The sequence below is a fragment of the Variovorax sp. LjRoot130 genome (assembly GCF_964253755.1).
Lineage (GTDB): Bacteria > Pseudomonadota > Gammaproteobacteria > Burkholderiales > Burkholderiaceae_C > Variovorax.
Genome location: NZ_CAXURM020000001.1, coordinates 3,489,418 through 3,505,423 on the forward strand (window position 1 = coordinate 3,489,418; position 16,006 = coordinate 3,505,423).

The 16,006-nt window shown below is 68.0% G+C and carries 15 protein-coding genes; all 15 read right to left on the minus strand.

All coding sequences use genetic code 11. The features are described 5' to 3' along the window. Positions 1 to 5 precede the first annotated feature (5 nt). Entirely contained in the window at positions 6 to 1,343 is a 1,338-nt protein-coding gene (hflK, locus tag ACSQ86_RS17365) for an FtsH protease activity modulator HflK (RefSeq protein ID WP_436304478.1), read from the minus strand. Positions 1,344 to 1,419: 76 nt separating this feature from the next. Beyond that, entirely contained in the window at positions 1,420 to 2,589 is a 1,170-nt protein-coding gene (gene hflX / locus ACSQ86_RS17370; protein WP_436304479.1) for a GTPase HflX, read from the minus strand. A 54-nt stretch (positions 2,590 to 2,643) separates the two neighbouring features. Further along, positions 2,644 to 2,889 (minus strand): RNA chaperone Hfq, encoded by a 246-nt coding sequence (gene hfq / locus ACSQ86_RS17375; RefSeq protein ID WP_093108079.1) that lies wholly within the window; start codon positions 2,887 to 2,889, stop codon positions 2,644 to 2,646. A 185-nt stretch (positions 2,890 to 3,074) separates the two neighbouring features. Then, positions 3,075 to 4,421 carry a ribosome biogenesis GTPase Der gene (gene der, locus ACSQ86_RS17380; RefSeq protein ID WP_436309301.1) on the minus strand — a complete coding sequence of 449 codons (1,347 nt, stop codon included), beginning with the start codon at positions 4,419 to 4,421 and terminating at the stop codon, positions 3,075 to 3,077. An 18-nt stretch (positions 4,422 to 4,439) separates the two neighbouring features. Next, entirely contained in the window at positions 4,440 to 5,582 is a 1,143-nt protein-coding gene (gene bamB, locus ACSQ86_RS17385; RefSeq protein ID WP_436304481.1) for an outer membrane protein assembly factor BamB, read from the minus strand. Continuing rightward, a complete protein-coding gene (locus ACSQ86_RS17390; RefSeq protein ID WP_436304483.1) occupies positions 5,579 to 6,274 on the minus strand; it encodes a YfgM family protein in 696 nt (231 codons plus the stop codon). Before ACSQ86_RS17390 ends, bamB begins: the two co-directional genes overlap by 4 nt. 6 nt (positions 6,275 to 6,280) lie before the next feature. Further along, the gene (gene hisS / locus ACSQ86_RS17395) at positions 6,281 to 7,591 is read right to left on the minus strand and encodes a histidine--tRNA ligase (RefSeq protein ID WP_436309302.1); all 1,311 of its coding nucleotides are present in this window, start codon (positions 7,589 to 7,591) and stop codon (positions 6,281 to 6,283) included. A gap of 8 nt (positions 7,592 to 7,599) precedes the next feature. Next, the gene (gene ispG, locus ACSQ86_RS17400; protein ID WP_093108089.1) at positions 7,600 to 8,892 is read right to left on the minus strand and encodes a flavodoxin-dependent (E)-4-hydroxy-3-methylbut-2-enyl-diphosphate synthase; all 1,293 of its coding nucleotides are present in this window, start codon (positions 8,890 to 8,892) and stop codon (positions 7,600 to 7,602) included. Continuing rightward, positions 8,889 to 9,827, minus strand: a complete 939-nt coding sequence (locus tag ACSQ86_RS17405) for a helix-turn-helix domain-containing protein (RefSeq protein ID WP_436304485.1) — start codon at positions 9,825 to 9,827, stop codon at positions 8,889 to 8,891. Before ACSQ86_RS17405 ends, ispG begins: the two co-directional genes overlap by 4 nt. Then, entirely contained in the window at positions 9,820 to 10,653 is an 834-nt protein-coding gene (gene pilW, locus ACSQ86_RS17410) for a type IV pilus biogenesis/stability protein PilW (RefSeq protein ID WP_436309303.1), read from the minus strand. Before pilW ends, ACSQ86_RS17405 begins: the two co-directional genes overlap by 8 nt. A 4-nt stretch (positions 10,654 to 10,657) precedes the next feature. Beyond that, positions 10,658 to 11,818: a 23S rRNA (adenine(2503)-C(2))-methyltransferase RlmN gene (gene rlmN / locus ACSQ86_RS17415; protein ID WP_436304487.1), complete on the minus strand. Its 1,161-nt coding sequence runs from the start codon at positions 11,816 to 11,818 to the stop codon at positions 10,658 to 10,660. Between the two features lie 19 nt (positions 11,819 to 11,837). Continuing rightward, a complete protein-coding gene (ndk, locus tag ACSQ86_RS17420) occupies positions 11,838 to 12,257 on the minus strand; it encodes a nucleoside-diphosphate kinase (RefSeq protein WP_436292747.1) in 420 nt (139 codons plus the stop codon). A 150-nt stretch (positions 12,258 to 12,407) separates the two neighbouring features. After that, complete coding sequence (locus ACSQ86_RS17425) at positions 12,408 to 14,042, minus strand: pseudouridine synthase (protein ID WP_436304488.1); 1,635 nt, start codon at positions 14,040 to 14,042, stop codon at positions 12,408 to 12,410. Next, on the minus strand, positions 14,039 to 14,842 hold the full coding sequence (gene scpB, locus ACSQ86_RS17430) for an SMC-Scp complex subunit ScpB (protein ID WP_436309304.1): 804 nt from the start codon (positions 14,840 to 14,842) through the stop codon (positions 14,039 to 14,041). Before scpB ends, ACSQ86_RS17425 begins: the two co-directional genes overlap by 4 nt. Positions 14,843 to 14,971: 129 nt before the next feature. Next, positions 14,972 to 15,988 (minus strand): RluA family pseudouridine synthase, encoded by a 1,017-nt coding sequence (locus ACSQ86_RS17435; RefSeq protein WP_436306312.1) that lies wholly within the window; start codon positions 15,986 to 15,988, stop codon positions 14,972 to 14,974. Positions 15,989 to 16,006: the final 18 nt, after the last annotated feature.

A 16,006-nucleotide genomic window follows, 5' to 3' on the forward strand; every position in this document is an offset into this window, starting at 1 on the left:
TTTCCTCAGCGCACGTCGCGGTCACGCGAGCGGCCGTCGCGCGCACGCGCGTCGCCGGATGAAGGCGGTACGACCGGAATCACGGACGACTGCGGCGGCGCGGTGCCGGCGACGTTGGGACTGGCGCCGTCGACCGGAGTGCCGGCGGCGCTCTGGCCGCTCATCTGCACCAGCTTGTCGAGCGGCAGGTACAGCAGGTTCGAACCCTGCTTGGAGTCGACCAGCACCTTGGTGGTGCTGGCGTAGATCTGCTGCATGGCGTCGGTGTACATGCGGTCGCGGGTGACCTGCGGCGCCTTCTGGTATTCGGTCAGCACCGAGGCGAAGCGCTGTGCATCGCCCTGTGCCTGCGCGATGATCCGCGCCTTGTAGGCCTCGGATTCCTCCTTCAGGCGCGAAGCGGTACCGGTGGCACGCGGCACCACGTCGTTGGCATAGGCCTGCGCTTCGTTCTTGGTGCGTTCGCGTTCCTGCCCGGCCTTGAGCACGTCGTCGAAGGAGGCCTGCACCTGCTCCGGCGGGCGCACGCCGCCCTGCTGCAGGTTGATGCCGACGACCTCGACGCCGACCTTGTAGCGGTCCAGGATGGTCTGCATCAGGGCGCGCACGCGCGGCGCGATCTGGTCGCGTTCCTCGGCGAGGGCCGCGTCCATCTTCATCTTGCCGACCACTTCGCGCACCGCCGTTTCGGCGACCTGCACCACGGTGTCGGCCGGTGTCTTGCTCTCGTAGAGATAGGCGCGCGCATCGCTCAGGCGGTACTGCACGGCGAACTTGATCTCGACGATGTTCTCGTCTTCGGTCAGCATGGCCGATTCGCGCAGGCCGGTGGAACGCACGATGGTGTCGCGCCCCACGTCGGTGGAGCGGATCTGGGTCACGACCACGAGCTCGTGGCGCTGGATCGGGTAAGGCAGCCGCCAGTTGAAGCCGGCGCCCACGGTTGCCTTGTAGCGGCCGAACTGCGTGATCACGGCCTGCTGGCCTTCGTTGACGATGAAGAAGCCGGTGCCCAGCCAGATCAGCACGGCCACCGCGGCGACCAGGCCCAGGCCGACGCCCGCATTCTTCATGTCGGGCTTGAGGCCACCGCCGTTGCCGCCGTTCGGGCGCCCGCCGTTGCCATTGCCGCGGCCGCCGAACAGGCCGCCGAGCTTGCGGTTGAAGTCGCGCCAGAGTTCGTCGAGGTCCGGCGGCCCCTGGTTCGGGCCCTGGCCGCGCGGGCGATTGTTGTTGCCGGGCGGAGGCGTCGGCTCGTCGTCGGGGCGGTTCGCATTCGGACGGTCGCCGTTCGAGGAGGGCTCATCGCCCCGGCCCCATCGTCCGTCGTTCAGGTTGAACATGCCCTGAAATCGTCTCCACACTGGCTTTGCATTCATTCGGTTCTGTTCTCTCGTCAGTGAGGGGGGATTGTGCCAATCAGTTGGCGGCATCGTGCAATTCGGTGTCGTACTCTGGGGTCATGGCCTCGTTCATCGACTGCGACCGTTGCGCGAGTTCGGCGCGGAGCGCCGGAACCCCCTCGCCGGTGTGGGCGCTCAGGAAGACGCGAAGCATCTGCGCGCCATCGACGTCGATCTCGTCGCGCAGATGCAGGGGGTGTTGCGTACTTTCAAGTGCATCGAGCTTGTTGAACACCAGGAGCTGCGGCACCGTGTCGGCGCCGATTTCCTTGAGCACTGCCTGCACCTCGGCCATCTGCTCGGGATGGTGGGGGTTGGAAGCGTCCACCACATGCAGCAGCAAGTCAGCATCGACCGCCTCCTGCAAGGTGGCCTTGAAGGCATCGATCAGGCCGTGAGGCAGCTCGCGAATGAAACCCACGGTGTCGGAGATCGACACCTTGCGGCGAGCATCGCCCAGGTACAGGTGCCGCGTGGTGGTATCCAGCGTCGCGAACAGCTGGTCGGCCGCATAGGCGCGCGCCTTCACCAGCGCATTGAACAGCGAGGACTTGCCGGCGTTGGTGTAGCCGACCAGCGAGATGTTGAAGGTGTCGCGCCGCTCGCGCTGGCGGCGCTGGGTGCCACGCTGGCGATGCACCTTGGCGAGCCGTTCGCGCGTGCGCTTGATGGACTCGCCGATCATCCGGCGGTCGAGTTCGATCTGCGTTTCGCCCGGGCCGCCGCGCGTGCCGATGCCGCCGCGCTGGCGCTCCAGGTGAGACCAGCGCCGCACCAGCCGCGTGCTGAGGTACTGCAGCCGCGCCAGTTCGACCTGCAACTTGCCCTCGTGCGAACGTGCGCGCTGGGCGAAGATTTCGAGGATCAGGAAAGTGCGGTCGTACACCGCCACCCCGAGCTGGCGCTCGAGGTTGCGCTGCTGCGCCGGGCTCAGCGCCTGGTCGAAGACCACTTCGCTCGCGCGATGCAGATCGGCCAGCTCGCGGATTTCGTCGGCCTTGCCGCTACCGACGAACAGCGCCGCATCGGGCGCCTTGCGTTTGCACACCAGGCGCGCGACCGGCTCGAGGCCTGCGGTCTGCGCGAGCAGGCCAAGTTCCTCGAGTTCGCCGTCGAAATGGGGCAACCCGAAATCGACACCGACGAGTACGACGGCGCCCTCTTTCCGGGAAATCAGTTCAGACAAGCGGAATCAAATTGGAAGAAAGCGCGGCGGGCGAGCCGCCGCGCTCCGTGCCGATCAGGCGGCTGCTTCGTCGTTCTCGGCAGCCGAGAAGTTGACGGCCCGACCCGGCACGATGGTGGAGATGGCGTGCTTGTAGACCATCTGGGTCACCGTATTGCGAAGCAACACGACGTACTGGTCAAACGACTCGATCTGACCTTGCAGCTTGATGCCGTTGACCAGATAAATCGAAACCGGCACGTGCTCGCGACGCAAGGTGTTCAGGAAGGGGTCTTGTAGGAGTTGCCCTTTATTGCTCACGATATTCTCCGTGTTCAAGAGTAGTTGTTGGAACCGGTCACCTTAACACAGCACTTCCGCACTGCAGCACGAAACCCGAATAGCCTTCCAAAAATAACGGCACCTAAAAGCGGGAACTTCGGGCGCCGGCATCGCTCAACGGTGGTCAATGGAGGCCAAGCGCCCCATCCGGGGACACGAGGCCTTCAGCCCTCCTTGTCTGCGTACGGATTGTGCGAGGTCTTGAGCTCGATGCGCAAGGGCGTGCCGACCAGGTCGAATTCCTTGCGGAAGCGCCCCTCGAGAAAGCGCTTGTAGGCGTCGGTGACGTGTTCCAGCGAGTTGCCGTGGATGACGATCACCGGCGGGTTCATGCCGCCCTGGTGGGCGTAGCGCAGCTTGGGCCGGAACATGCCGGACTTCTTGGGCGCCTGGAACTGCACCGCCTCCATCAGCAGCCGCGTGAGCACCGGCGTGGACATCTTGCGGGTGGCCGACTTGTGAGCCTGGGCGATGGCCTGCCAGACCGGCCCCAGCCCCTGGCGCTTGATGGCGGAAATGAAGTGCAGCGCGGCGAACTTGAGGAAGGGCAGCCGGGTCTCGATCTGGCGCTGGATCTGCTCGCGCTGGTAGCTATCGATCGCGTCCCACTTGTTGATTGCGATCACCACCGCGCGCCCGCTTTCAAGGATGTAGCCCGCGATATGGGCGTCCTGATCGGTCACGCCCTGCGTGGCGTCGAGCAGCAACAGGACCACGTTGGCCGATTCGATCGCCTGCAGGGTCTTGACCACCGAGAACTTCTCGATCGCCTCGAACACCCTGCCCTTGCGGCGCAGCCCCGCAGTGTCGATCAGCTCGAAACGCTGGCCGTTGCGCTCGAAGGGCACGGCGATCGCGTCGCGCGTGGTGCCGGGCAGGTCGAAGGCGACCAGGCGCTCCTCGCCGAGCCAGGTGTTGATCAGGGTCGACTTGCCGACGTTGGGGCGGCCCGCGACCGCCAGCTTGATCGGCTTGTTGTTGGTCTCTTCCTCTTCGGCCTCCTCGTCGGGATCGGGCAGCCCGAGCGGCTCGAGCGCGAGTTCGACCAGGCTGCGGATGCCTTGCCCGTGCGCCGCCGAGACGCCGTGCACCTCGCCGAAGCCGAGTTCGTAGAAGTCGACCAGCTTCGCGCCATCCTGCATGCCTTCGGCCTTGTTGGCCACCAGCACGCAGGGCTTGCCCAGCCGGCGCAGTTCATTGGCGATGTCGTGGTCCTGCGCCGAGATTCCCTCGCGCGCATCGACCACGAAGATCACCACGTCGGCCTCGGCCACGGCCTGGCGCGTCTGCTTGGCCATCTCCTTGAAGATGCCGCTGCCCGCGTCGGGCTCGAAGCCGCCGGTGTCGATCACGATGAACTCGTGCTTGCCCTGGCGGCCGTTGCCGTAGTGGCGATCGCGCGTGAGGCCTGCGAAGTCGGCGACGATGGCGTCGCGCGTCTGGGTGAGGCGATTGAACAGCGTCGACTTGCCGACGTTGGGACGCCCGACCAGCGCAATGACCGGTTTCATGGTCGGGCTCTCGATCGATTATTCAGGCCGATAGCCGAACACGCCGCCATTGCGGGTGACGACCACGACCGTGTTGCCGGAAAGCACCGGCGTCGCGGCGATGGCCGAGCCATCGGGGGTGAGGCGGTTCAGCGGCGCGCCGTCCTCGCGCGAGATCAGATGCACGAGGCCGGTGCTGTCGCCGATGACCAGCGAGCGGCCGACCGCGAGCGGCGCGGTCAGGGTGCGGTACTTGAAACTCTCGATCTGCCAGGCGCGCTCGCCGTCGGCGCGGCGCCAGGCCACCACATTGCCGTTTTCCTCGGTGCCGTAGACGAAGCGGTCGTCGCCGCTCACGCCGTCCGCGCCCGTGGCGGGCTTGCTCCAGAGCAGCGCGCCGCGCGAGGTGTCCACACAGCCGACGCTCGCATAGTAGGCGCGCGCGCAGACGACATCGCCGACACGGCTCACGCTGCCGGTCAGGTCGACCAGGCGCTCGACGTCGTTCGTGCCGCGCGGTGCGGCGATCGGCGATTCCCAGCGCGAAATGCCGTTGGCCGGATTGATGCCGGCGAGCCGGCCGCCGATACCGCTCACCAGGGTGTCGCCCACGGCGATCAGCACCCCGGGCCTCTTCAGCACCAGGTTTTCGGCGGTGCGCTGCTGTGCCCAAAGGCGACGACCGCTCTGGCCATCCCAGGCGCTGGTGCTGCGGTCGGCAGCCTGCACGAAGACGCGACGGCCGGCCACCAGCGGCGCGGTGTACGCCTGGGCCGTGAGCCGCTGCTTCCACAGCACCTTGCCGCTTTGCATGGCGACCAAGTCGTTGTTGGCGGTGACGACGGCAACCAGCGATCCATCGCTGCCCACGCCGGCCACCAGCGGCGCACCGGCACTGGCGCGCCACGATTCCTGCCCCGAACGCGCATCGATCATGACCACCGTGCCGTCGGTGGCGGCCACCGCCACCATGTCGCCGCTCACGTTGGTCGCCAGCGGGAAGCTCACCGCCGGAATGCGCACGCTCCAGGCCTGGCGAACGCCCAGGAGTGCCGGGTTGGCCGACAGTTCCGCGGGCTTGGGCCTGGGCGTGCCCGAGCAGGCCGCGAGCGCGGCGACCACGACCGCGGCCGCACCAGCGCGCAGGATGAATGCAGGAGTCACGAAACGCTTGAAATTCATGGTGTGGTCTTGGCAGGGGTGGCGGTGCCGGCAGCGGCCGGTGCCAGGCTCTTCGGGTCGACGCCGACGGCGTTGAGCTTGATCTCGACCAGGCGGCGGTAGTCGGTGCCGGGCGCGAAGGCGGTCCAGGCCTTCTGGTACTCGGCCTTGGCCTCGCCGCGCTTGCCCTGCGCCAGGTGGATGTCGCCCTTGCGGTCGGCCACCAGCGCTTCGAACTCCTTGGGCACGTTGCCCGAAAGTTGTTTGAGCGCCTCGTCGTAGGACTTGGCTTCGAGCAGTTCGGCGGCCAGGCGCAGCTTGGCGACGGCCTGGTAGCCCGGATCGACGGCATGCTCGGCCACCCACGCGAGCGCTGTGCGCGAGGCGTCGGCATTGCCCTTCTCGTTCAAGGTCTTGGCCGCCAGCAGGCCGGCCTGCTGGGCGTAGGCGGTGCCGGCGAACTTCTCCTTCATGTCGGCCAGCGCGCGCTCGATGCGAGCCACGTCGCCCGCCTGCGCGCTGCGTTCGATCTCGTCATAGAGCACCGAAGCGCGCGCCGCCTTGTCGCGCTGGAAATACTGCCAGCCGTTCCACGCCATGAAGGCGCCGGCCGCCAGCAGCACGAACCAGGTGATCAGCGTGCCGTAGGTGTTCCAGAAATGCCGGAGCTGGTCGAGCTGCTCCTGTTCTTCAAGGTCGAGATGGGTTGCCATGCGCTGTCAGTTGTTGGGAGCCGGGGATTGTAGGGTGGCGGCCCAGGCGGGCAGCTCGGCCAGCGGGCGGGCAGTCTGCGCCCCGCTGCCGTCGCGCAGCGCCTTGACCGTGACCTCGCCGCGCGCGAGTTCGTCGGCGCCGAAGACCAGTGCGTGCGCGGCGCCGCTGGCGTCGGCCTTCTTGAACTGCGACTTGAAGCTGCCGAGGCCGTCGGCGGTGGCCGCGTGCATCTGCACGCGCACGCCGGCATCGCGCAGCTGCTGCAGCGTGCGCAGCGCGACCGGCATCGCCGCCGCATCCGGCACCACCGCGTAGGCATCGGGGGTCGAAATGGGAACCGCCGTCCCCTGCTCCTTCAGCAACTCGAGCACACGCTCCACGCCGATCGCCCAACCCACCGCCGGCGCGGGCTTGCCGCCGAGCTGCTCGAACAGGCCGTCATAGCGCCCGCCAGCGCACACCGTACCCTGCGAGCCGAGCCGGTCGGTCACGAATTCGAAGACGCTGAGGTTGTAATAGTCGAGGCCGCGCACCAGCCGCGGGTTGATGGTGTAGGCGATGTCGTTGGCGTCGAGAATGGCCTTCAGCCCCTCGAAGTGCGCCAGCGACTCGGCGCCGAGAAAGTCGATCAGCTTCGGCGCCGACTCCACCACCGCCTTCATCGCCGGATTCTTGGTGTCTAGGATGCGCAGCGGATTGCTGTGCAGGCGGCGCCTGGCATCCTCGTCGAGCTGGTCGGCGTGCGCGTCGAAGTGCGCGATGAGCTGGGCACGGTGCTCGGCGCGCTCGGCCGGCTGGCCCAGGCTGTTGATTTCCAGGCGCACGTCGGTCAGGCCGATGGCCTTCCACAGCCCGCTGGCCAACAGGATCAGTTCGGCATCGACGTCCGGCCCGGCGAAACCCAGCGCCTCGACGTCGATCTGGTGGAACTGGCGGAAGCGCCCACGCTGCGGCTTCTCGCGCCGGAACATCGGGCCGATGGCCCACAGGCGCTTGCCGCCGTCGTAGAGCATGTTGTGCTCGATCGCGGCGCGTACGATGCCGGCGGTGTTCTCGGGGCGCAGCGTCAGGTGGTCGTTGTCGCCGTACTTGTCCGAGCGGTCGTGAAAGGAGTACATCTCCTTCTCGACGATGTCCGTGACCTCGCCGATGCCGCGCACGAAGAGCGCCGTGTGCTCCAGGATCGGCGTGCGGACGTTGCGGTAGGCATAGCGCGCCATCAGCTCGCGCACGGTGGCCTCGAGCCACTCCCAGCGCGCCGATTCGGGCGGCAATATGTCGTTCATGCCTTTGACGGCATTGAGTTTTTCAGCCATTGCTTGTGTCAGGCGACTTCGGTGGCGTGGCCGCCGAAACGCTTCTCGATGTAGTTTTCGACCAGTTGATGGAACTCGGCGGCGATGTTCTCGCCGCGCAGCGTGAGCGCCTTCTCGCCGTCGATGAAAACCGGCGCCGCGGGCGCTTCGCCGGTGCCGGGCAGGCTGATGCCGATGTCGGCATGCTTGCTCTCGCCCGGGCCGTTGACGATGCAGCCCATCACGGCCACCTTCATCGTCTCGACGCCCGGGTACTTGGTGCGCCAGACCGGCATCTGCATGCGCAGGTAGTCGTCGATCTCTTTGGCGAGTTCCTGGAAGGTGGTGCTGGTCGTGCGGCCGCAGCCCGGACAGGCGGTGACGCTCGGCACGAACACCCGCAGGCCCAGGGCCTGCAGGATCTCGTTGGCGATCAGCACCTCCTGCGTGCGCGATTCGCCCGGCTGCGGCGTCAGCGAGACGCGGATCGTGTCGCCGATGCCTTCCTGCAGCAGGATCGACAGCGCCGTGGCCGAAGCCACTGTGCCCTTGGTGCCCATGCCCGCTTCGGTCAGGCCCAGGTGCAGCGCGTAGTCGCAGCGCTTGGCGAGTTCGCGGTAGACCGAGACCAGATCCTGCACGCCGCTGACCTTGCAGCTCAGGATGACCTGGCTGCCGTTCATGCCCATCGATTCGGCGAGCTGCGCGGAATCGATCGCCGAAGTCACCAAGGCCTCGTACATCACCTGCTTCGCGTCCCACGGCTCTGGGCGCTGGCTGTTGATGTCCATCAGGCTGGACAGCAGTTCCTGGTCGAGGCTGCCCCAGTTGACGCCGATGCGCACCGGCTTGTTCCAGCGCATGGCCGCATCGATCATCTGGCCGAACTGGCGGTCGTGCTTGTCGCCCTTGCCGACGTTGCCGGGGTTGATGCGGTACTTGCTGAGCGCCTCGGCACAGGCCGGATAGTCGGTGAGCAGGCGGTGGCCGTTGTAATGGAAGTCGCCGATCAGCGGCACGTCGACGCCCATGCGATCGAGCTGTTCGCGGATGTAGGGCACCTGCGCCGCCGCTTCCGGCGTGTTGACGGTGATGCGCACCATCTCCGAGCCGGCCAGCGCCAGTTCCTTGACCTGGATCGCGGTGCCGATCGCGTCGACGGTGTCGGTATTGGTCATCGACTGCACGCGCACCGGGGCGTCGCCGCCCACGGTGACGGTGCGCGGCCCCCAGACCACGCTGGCCTGGCGCGAACGGCGCGGCCGCGGCGCAGCGGACTCGATCGGCAGGCAGCTCAGGGGGCTCGACGTGTCGTCGTTCATGGCTTGACCTCGAAACGCGCGACGCCGCCCGAACGCGTCAGGGGCGCCAGGTCGAAAGCCTTGCCGCGCACTTGCACCTCGATACCCGAGGCACGACCGACGACCACCGACAGGGGTGGCGCGCCCGTCACCCCGACGGTCTCGCCGGCCTGCACCGTGCGCCGCAGCAAGGACTTGCCGTTGCCTTCGTTCACCGTGACCCACGAGTCTTCGCGCGCGACGAAGACGATCAGGCTGGCACCGGCCACGGCAGGCGCTGCTGCCGCCGTCTGGGCCGCAGGTGCCGCCGGTGCCGCTGCCGGCGGAATGATGGGCGCTGCAGGAGCCGCAGCGGCAGCGACTGGTGCCGCGGGTGGTACCGCCTCGACGACCGTGCCGCTGACCACTGCCGACCGTTCCGTCGACGGCGAAGCCTCGATGTTGTTGCTGGCGGCCGTCAGGCGAGAGATCGACTCGCCGATCCGATCGAAGACCGACTGCGGCAGCCAGAACAGCACCGCGGCGCCGATCAGCAGCAGCAGGACCACGATCAGCAGCGCGCGCGACGGTTGCCCGTTCGAACCGCCGACGCCGCCCGAGCGCGGCGCGGCCGAGCGCAGGCTCTTGCTGATGGTGCGGTCGGCCTCCGCCAGGCCCGCGGGCTGCGCGCCGGGCAGCTTCGCCAGCACAGGTGCCGGGTCGATCCGCAGCGCCCGGCACACGCTCGCGGCCAGGGCACGCGCGAACACTGGATCGGGCAAGGCGTCGATGTCGTCGGCCTCCAGTGCCGCCAGCTTCTGCGTCGACACCTTGAGCGCGGCCGCCACCATGTCGATGTGCAGACCGTGGGCCTCGCGCGCCTCGCGCAGCATGTCGCCGGCCGTCATGAAGGTGCTGTCGCCGCTCACCAGCGGCACCGCGGCCGAAGCCCCGAATTCGCTGGCCTTCTCAATCATTGAAATTCCCGCGCTCGTACGCAATCGCCTCCCGCGACTGGGGGAAGCGCCGCTGCAACTGGCTCGCGAGTTGCGTGATCGCTTCACGGTTGTTGAGGCGGCGTTCGATCTTGATGCCGAGCCAGAGCGTCTCGGCATTGGCCGACGGACTGTTGTTGACGCGGCGGATGTAGAACTGCGCGCGCGACCAGTCCTCGCGCTGCGCGAGCAGCGAGGCCAGATTGAAGCCGACCACCGGGTTGCCGGCATCGAGTTCGTAGGCCTGCGTCAGGCTGCGCTCTGCCTCGGCACGCTGGCCGGCGCGGAGCTGGCACACGCCCTGCGTCATGAGCGTCTTGGAACGGTCGCCGTAGGTGGGGATGGCCAACGCAGCCGAGAACTGCTGCTGCGCGTCGCCGAAGCGGTTCTGCTGGCACAGCAGCCATCCGTAGTTGTGCAAGGTGTTCGCCTCGCGCGGGTTCAGCGCGATCGCGCGGCGGAAGCTGTCTTCGGCCTGAGGCGCATCGTCGAGACGCATGTAGACCAGGCCGCGCAGGTTGTAGGCATCGGCGAAGGTCGGATCGTTGGCCAGGGCCTGCTTGATCTCGTCCAGCGCCACGGTGGTCTGCCCCTGCTCGAAGTAGCCGATGGCCAGTTCGACGCGCAGCCGGGCGCGCTTGCGGGCGTTGGTTTCGTCCGAGTCCGTGATGATGGGTGCGGCATTGCTGCTGCCCGTGCCCGGCGCGGAAGGGTCCTTGGTAGCGCAGCCGGCGAGCAGGAACGCGGCCGCAAGGCCGAAGAGCGCTTGCATCACTCGCTGGTGCACGATCGGAAAGGCCTGGCTCATCGGTTCATGGCTCCTGGGCAGTGGAAGTGGCGGCCTTCTTGCGGGCCGGGTGCAGCACGACGGTGCGCCGCTGCGCCATGCGCTCGGCCGCATGGGTCCGGTCTTTCACGTCGCCCGCCAGCTGGCCGCAGGCCGCATCGATGTCGTCGCCGCGCGTCTTGCGCACGGTGGTCACGATGCCGGCTTCGCTCAGCACCTTGGCGAAGGCCAGCACGCGCGGCTGCGGCGAACGCAGCAGGCCGGACGCCGGGAAAGGATTGAAAGGAATCAGGTTGAACTTGCAGGAGATCCTCTGCGAGCGCACCAGATCGACCAGTTGGCGCGCATGCTCGGGCTGGTCGTTCACGCCGTCGAGCATGCAGTACTCGAAGGTGATGAAGTCGCGCGGCGCGTGCGCGAGGTAGCGCTGGCAGGCCTCGAGCAGCTCGGCGATCGGGTACTTGCGGTTGAGCGGCACCAGGTCGTCGCGCAGCGCGTCGTTGGGCGCATGCAGCGACACCGCGAGCGCCACCGGGCAGTCGGCGCCGAGCCGATCGATCATCGGCACCACGCCCGAGGTCGACACCGTCACGCGGCGGCGCGACAGGCCATAGGCGTTGTCGTCGAGCATGGTGCGCAGGGCCGGCACCAGCGCCGCATAGTTCTGCAGCGGCTCGCCCATGCCCATCATCACGACGTTGGAGATCACGCGCCCTTCCTGATCGGCAGTGCGCTTCAGGTGCCGGCGCAGGAAGTGTTCGGCGAACCACAGCTGGGCGACGATCTCGCCCGTCGTCAGGTTGCGGCTGAAGCCCTGGTGCCCGGTCGAGCAGAAACGGCAGCCGACGGCGCAGCCGGCCTGCGAAGAGACGCACAGCGTGCCGCGGTCGTCCTCGGGAATGAACACGGCCTCGACCGCATTGCCGTCGCCGACGTCGAACAGCCACTTGATGGTGCCGTCGGCCGATTCGTGCTGCGTGATCATCGGCAGCGCCTCGACGCGCGCGCTGCCCGCGAGCTTCTCGCGCAGCGACTTCGCAAGGTCGGTCATGTGCGCGAAATCGCTCGCGCCGCGCTGGTGGATCCAGCGGAACAGCTGGGTGGCGCGGAAGCGCTTCTCGCCGAGCTTTTCGCAGAACGCAGCCAGCCCCTCGAGATCGAAATCGAGCAGGTTGGCCGTGGTCATTGCGTGGGAAGGCTCCGCCTCAGCGTGCCTTGAGCTCGGGGAAGAAGAAGCCGATTTCGACCTTCGCGGTGTCGACGGCGTCGGAGCCGTGCACGGCGTTGGCATCGATGCTGTCCGCGAAGTCGGCGCGGATGGTGCCCGGGGCTGCCTTCTTGGGATCGGTCGCGCCCATCAGGTCGCGGTTCTTGATGATGGCGTCCTCGCCCTCCAGTGCCTGCACGAACACGGGGCCGGAGATCATGAACTCGACCAGATCCTTGAAGAAGGAACGCTCCTTGTGCACCGCGTAGAACTGCTCGGCGTCGGCGCGCGACAGATGCACCAGCTTGGCCGCCACGATCTTGAGGCCGGCAGCCTCGAAGCGGGAGACGATCTTGCCGATGACGTTCTTCGCCACGGCGTCGGGCTTGATGATGGAGAGGGTGCGTTCGATGGCCATTGAGTTGCTTTCCTGAGAGCTTGGATTTCGATGAGTTCCGTCAAGCCGCAACGCTTCGGTTGCACTGCCTTGACAAAGCCTCTGATTTTAACCGGCGCGCTCGACACCACCCGTGACGGGCCGGTGAAAGACCGCGACCGATGCGCGATTTCAGCGGCCGCGGCGCCGCCCGCCGCCCTGCCCGCCGAAATTGCCCCCGCCCGCACCGGGCGGGCCGCCGCGTCGCGGGCCGGAACGCTGTTCCTTGCGCTGGCGCGAGAAGCTGTCGGCCCCGATATAGCCGAGCGAAGTCTTCATCGGATCGGGCTGGTTGGCGCCGCTCGGCGGACGATCCTCGCCGCGGTTGCCGCCCTGTCGGTCGTCGCGGCGGTTGCGGCGGCCCTGCTGCGGTGGACCGCCATTGCCGCCTCCCCGATTCCGGTCGCCCCGCGCCGCCGGACCGCTGCCCAGCGGATTCGGGATCGGCGGCTCGCGGCCTTCGGCCTGCGCGCCGCCGCCGTTGTTGCGATTGCCGCGGCGCTTGCGGTTGCGGTTGTTGCGGCCGCCGCCCTCCGGGCCCGGTCCCTTCGGGCCGCCGCCCGCGCGTCCCGGCCGTTCGCCGGCACCGCCGGCTGCCTGGAACAGCGCGCGGATGTCACGCTCGTCGAGCTCCATCCAGGCGCCGCGCTTGAGACCGCGCGGCAGCACCATCGCACCGTAGCGGATGCGGATCAGGCGGCTGACCGCGTGGCCGACCGATTCGAACAGGCGACGCACTTCGCGGTTGCGGCCTTCGGAAATGGTGACGCGGTACCAGCAGTTCGAGCCTTCGCCGCCGCCCTCTTCGATGGTGCCGAAGTGGGCCATGCCGTCGTCGAGCCGCACGCCTTCGAGCAGGCGCTGCTTTTCCTCGCTGCTGAGGGCACCCAGCACACGGACCGCGTACTCGCGCTCCAGCCCGAAGCGCGGGTGCATGAGCTGGTTGGCCAGTTCGCCCGAGCTGGTGAAAAGCAGGAGGCCTTCGGTATTCAGGTCGAGGCGACCGACCGATTGCCACTTGCCCTGCTGGAGGCGCGGCAGCTTGCGGAACACCGTCGGACGGTTCTGCGGATCGTCGTGCGTGACGACTTCGCCGACCGGCTTGTGGTAGGCGATCACGCGCGCCGGCGGCGGCGCGATGCGGTAGCGGATCGGCTTGCCGTTGATCTTGACCTGGTCGCCGAACTGGATGCGCTGGCCGATGTGGGCCGGCTCGTTGTTGACGGAGATGCGGCCCTGCAGGATGAGCTGCTCCATCTCGAGCCGCGAGCCGAGGCCGGCCTGCGCCAGCACCTTGTGCAGCTTGGGCGAATCGGCTTCAGGCAGCAGCACGCGCTTGAGCGGCGGGACCTCGGGGCTTTCCTCGTCGGCATCGAACTGGCCCGAGATGACATCGGCAAAACGGATCGGCTCGGGCGGCGGGGCATTGCGCTGCTCGCGCTCGGCGGCGCGGCGAGCCCGGTCGAGGTCGTCTTCCTCCTCGTCCGGCTCTTCCTCGTCGTCCAGGTCGTCCTCGGCCACGTTCTGCGCTTCACCGGCCGCCGGCGGGGTGAATTCGGCCGCTTCCACCGCCATCTCGACGGGGGCCTGGCCAGCGGGCTTGCGCCGGCGCGGCCGCCGCTTGCGAGGCGCCTCCGCCTCGCCTGCGCCTTCGGGGCTCGGCTCGGTCACGCCGTCCGCGGGCTGTGCGGGGGTCGCCGCCGCACGATCTTCGGAAACAGGTTCGGCCGGCAGCGTCGCTGCATCATCGGGATCGGATGGGCTCATGGTCGGGTTCCGGAGGAGACGACGGTGATGTCAACCTCATCGGGCTCGGCATCGGGCTCGATGGGGGACGAGGACTGGAGTTCAGGCTCGGGCTCGGGCTCGGGCTCGGGCTCGGGCTCGGGCTCGGGCAAGGTTTCGGGCTCGGGCTCGGGCAAGGTTTCGGCAACCGCCTCGGTTTCGGCCTCGCTCACGGCCTCTGCGGTCTCGACGGAAGACTCGTCGATCGGCAAGGCCGGCTGGTCGCCGCCGGACGCCTGTTCGAGCGCGTCGATCAAGGCACCCTGCTGCGCCGGCGATTCGATGACCGGCAATTGATCCAGCGAAGCCAGGCCCAGGTCGTCGAGAAACTGGCGCGTGGTCGCATAGAGCGCCGGCCGGCCGACCGTCTCGCGATGCCCGATCACCTCGACCCAGTTGCGGTCTTCGAGCTGCTTCAGGATCAGCGAATTGATGGTGACGCCGCGGATGTCTTCCATGTCGCCGCGCGTGACCGGCTGGCGGTAGGCAATGATTGCCAGCGTTTCGAGCGCGGCGCGGGTATAGCGCGGCGGCTTTTCCGGGTGCAGGCGATCGAGATGGTCGCGCAGTTCGGGACGGCTCTGGAAGCGCCAGCCGGTGGCGACGCTCACGAGCTCCAGGCCGCGTTGCGACCAGTCTTCCTGCAGTTCGAGCAACAACGACTTGATCGTGTCGGCGCCCAGTTCGTCGTCGAACAGCACGCGCAGTTCGCGCACCGGCAAGGGCTGCGTCGAACAGATCAAGGCGGTTTCGAGAATGCGCTTGGCATCCGCCGTATTCATGGTTCGCGGTATCCGGGAAAAAGGCGCCACGAAGGACGCTTGATTTCAGAAGGATGAAGAGGCGCTGCCGGCCCGCAGGCGCTTTGCAGCAAGGCCGGCATCGGGTGGCCGGCGCGGCCCTCGGGGCCGTCAGGCACGATTGTAATCCAGCCCCCAGGCCTGCAAAGCCTGCACCAGATCGGGCGGGGGCGGCGCGCGAAACTCCATCGGCTGATGCGTGACCGGATGCACGAACGCGAGCCTGAAGGCGTGCAGCGCCTGCCGTGCGAGGCCGGCCGCGGCAGCGCCGCCGTAGAGCGTGTCGCCGACCAGCGGATGGCCGATCGAAGCCATGTGCACGCGGATCTGGTGCGTGCGCCCGGTCTCCAGCGTGCAGCGCACGGCGCAGCCCTGCTCGTTGCTGTCCAGCGCTTCGATCAGCGTGCGCGCGGGCTTGCCCGAATGCCGCTGCAGATCGACCGCCGCCATGCGCAGCCGGTTGCGCGGGTCGCGCCCGATCGCGGCGTCCACGTGGCGCGCAGCGGCGCCCTGCCAGCTGCGATGCGCGAGCGCGAGGTATTGGCGCGTGACCTCGCGTGCCGCAATCAGCGCCACCAGCGCATCCATCGCGCAACGGCTGCGCGCGACCACCATCAGGCCGCTGGTGTCGCGGTCGAGCCGGTGCACGATGCCGGCGCGCGGCAGCAGCGCGGCCCGCGGGTCCAGGGCCAGCAGGCCGTTGAGCAGCGTGCCGCTCCAGTTGCCGGGTGCCGGATGGACCACGAGACCGGCCGGCTTGTCGATGACGCGCAGGTGTTCGTCCTCGTGCAGCACGGTGATCGGCATCGGTTCGGGCCGGAAAGCCTGGCTCTGCGGCGTGGGCCGCAGCTCGATGCGCCCGGCAGCGCCCGCATGCACCGTGGTCGAAGCCTTGGTGAGCACGCGCCCCTGGATCGCCACCATGCCGGCTTCGATCAGTTGCTGCAGGTAGCTGCGCGAAAACTCGGGCACCAGCGCGGCCAGCGCACGGTCGAGCCGCTGCCCATGCTCGTCCTGGCCGAACAGGAAGTTGCGAATCTCGCTCGGCTCGGACAGCTCCGCGCCCTCGTCGTGCTCGACCGCGCCTGGGGATTCGTCCAGGGGGTCGGCCGATATAATTGACGGCACCTGTTTCACGAAAGCCTT

Bases quoted from the DNA above. Each gene is read 5' to 3' on its own strand.
- ACSQ86_RS17405 (WP_436304485.1), bottom strand. From the start codon at position 9,827: ATGATTGAGAAGGCCAGCGAATTCGGGGCTTCGGCCGCGGTGCCGCTG.
- bamB (WP_436304481.1), bottom strand. From the start codon at position 5,582: ATGAATTTCAAGCGTTTCGTGACTCCTGCATTCATCCTGCGCGCTGGT.
- hflK (WP_436304478.1), bottom strand. From the start codon at position 1,343: ATGTTCAACCTGAACGACGGACGATGGGGCCGGGGCGATGAGCCCTCC.
- hisS (WP_436309302.1), bottom strand. From the start codon at position 7,591: ATGGCTGAAAAACTCAATGCCGTCAAAGGCATGAACGACATATTGCCG.
- ispG (WP_093108089.1), bottom strand. From the start codon at position 8,892: ATGAACGACGACACGTCGAGCCCCCTGAGCTGCCTGCCGATCGAGTCC.
- ACSQ86_RS17390 (WP_436304483.1), bottom strand. From the start codon at position 6,274: ATGGCAACCCATCTCGACCTTGAAGAACAGGAGCAGCTCGACCAGCTC.
- pilW (WP_436309303.1), bottom strand. From the start codon at position 10,653: ATGAGCCAGGCCTTTCCGATCGTGCACCAGCGAGTGATGCAAGCGCTC.
- ACSQ86_RS17425 (WP_436304488.1), bottom strand. From the start codon at position 14,042: ATGAGCCCATCCGATCCCGATGATGCAGCGACGCTGCCGGCCGAACCT.
- rlmN (WP_436304487.1), bottom strand. From the start codon at position 11,818: ATGACCACGGCCAACCTGCTCGATTTCGATCTCGAGGGGCTGGCTGCG.
- ndk (WP_436292747.1), bottom strand. From the start codon at position 12,257: ATGGCCATCGAACGCACCCTCTCCATCATCAAGCCCGACGCCGTGGCG.
- scpB (WP_436309304.1), bottom strand. From the start codon at position 14,842: ATGAATACGGCGGATGCCAAGCGCATTCTCGAAACCGCCTTGATCTGT.
- der (WP_436309301.1), bottom strand. From the start codon at position 4,421: ATGAAACCGGTCATTGCGCTGGTCGGGCGTCCCAACGTCGGCAAGTCG.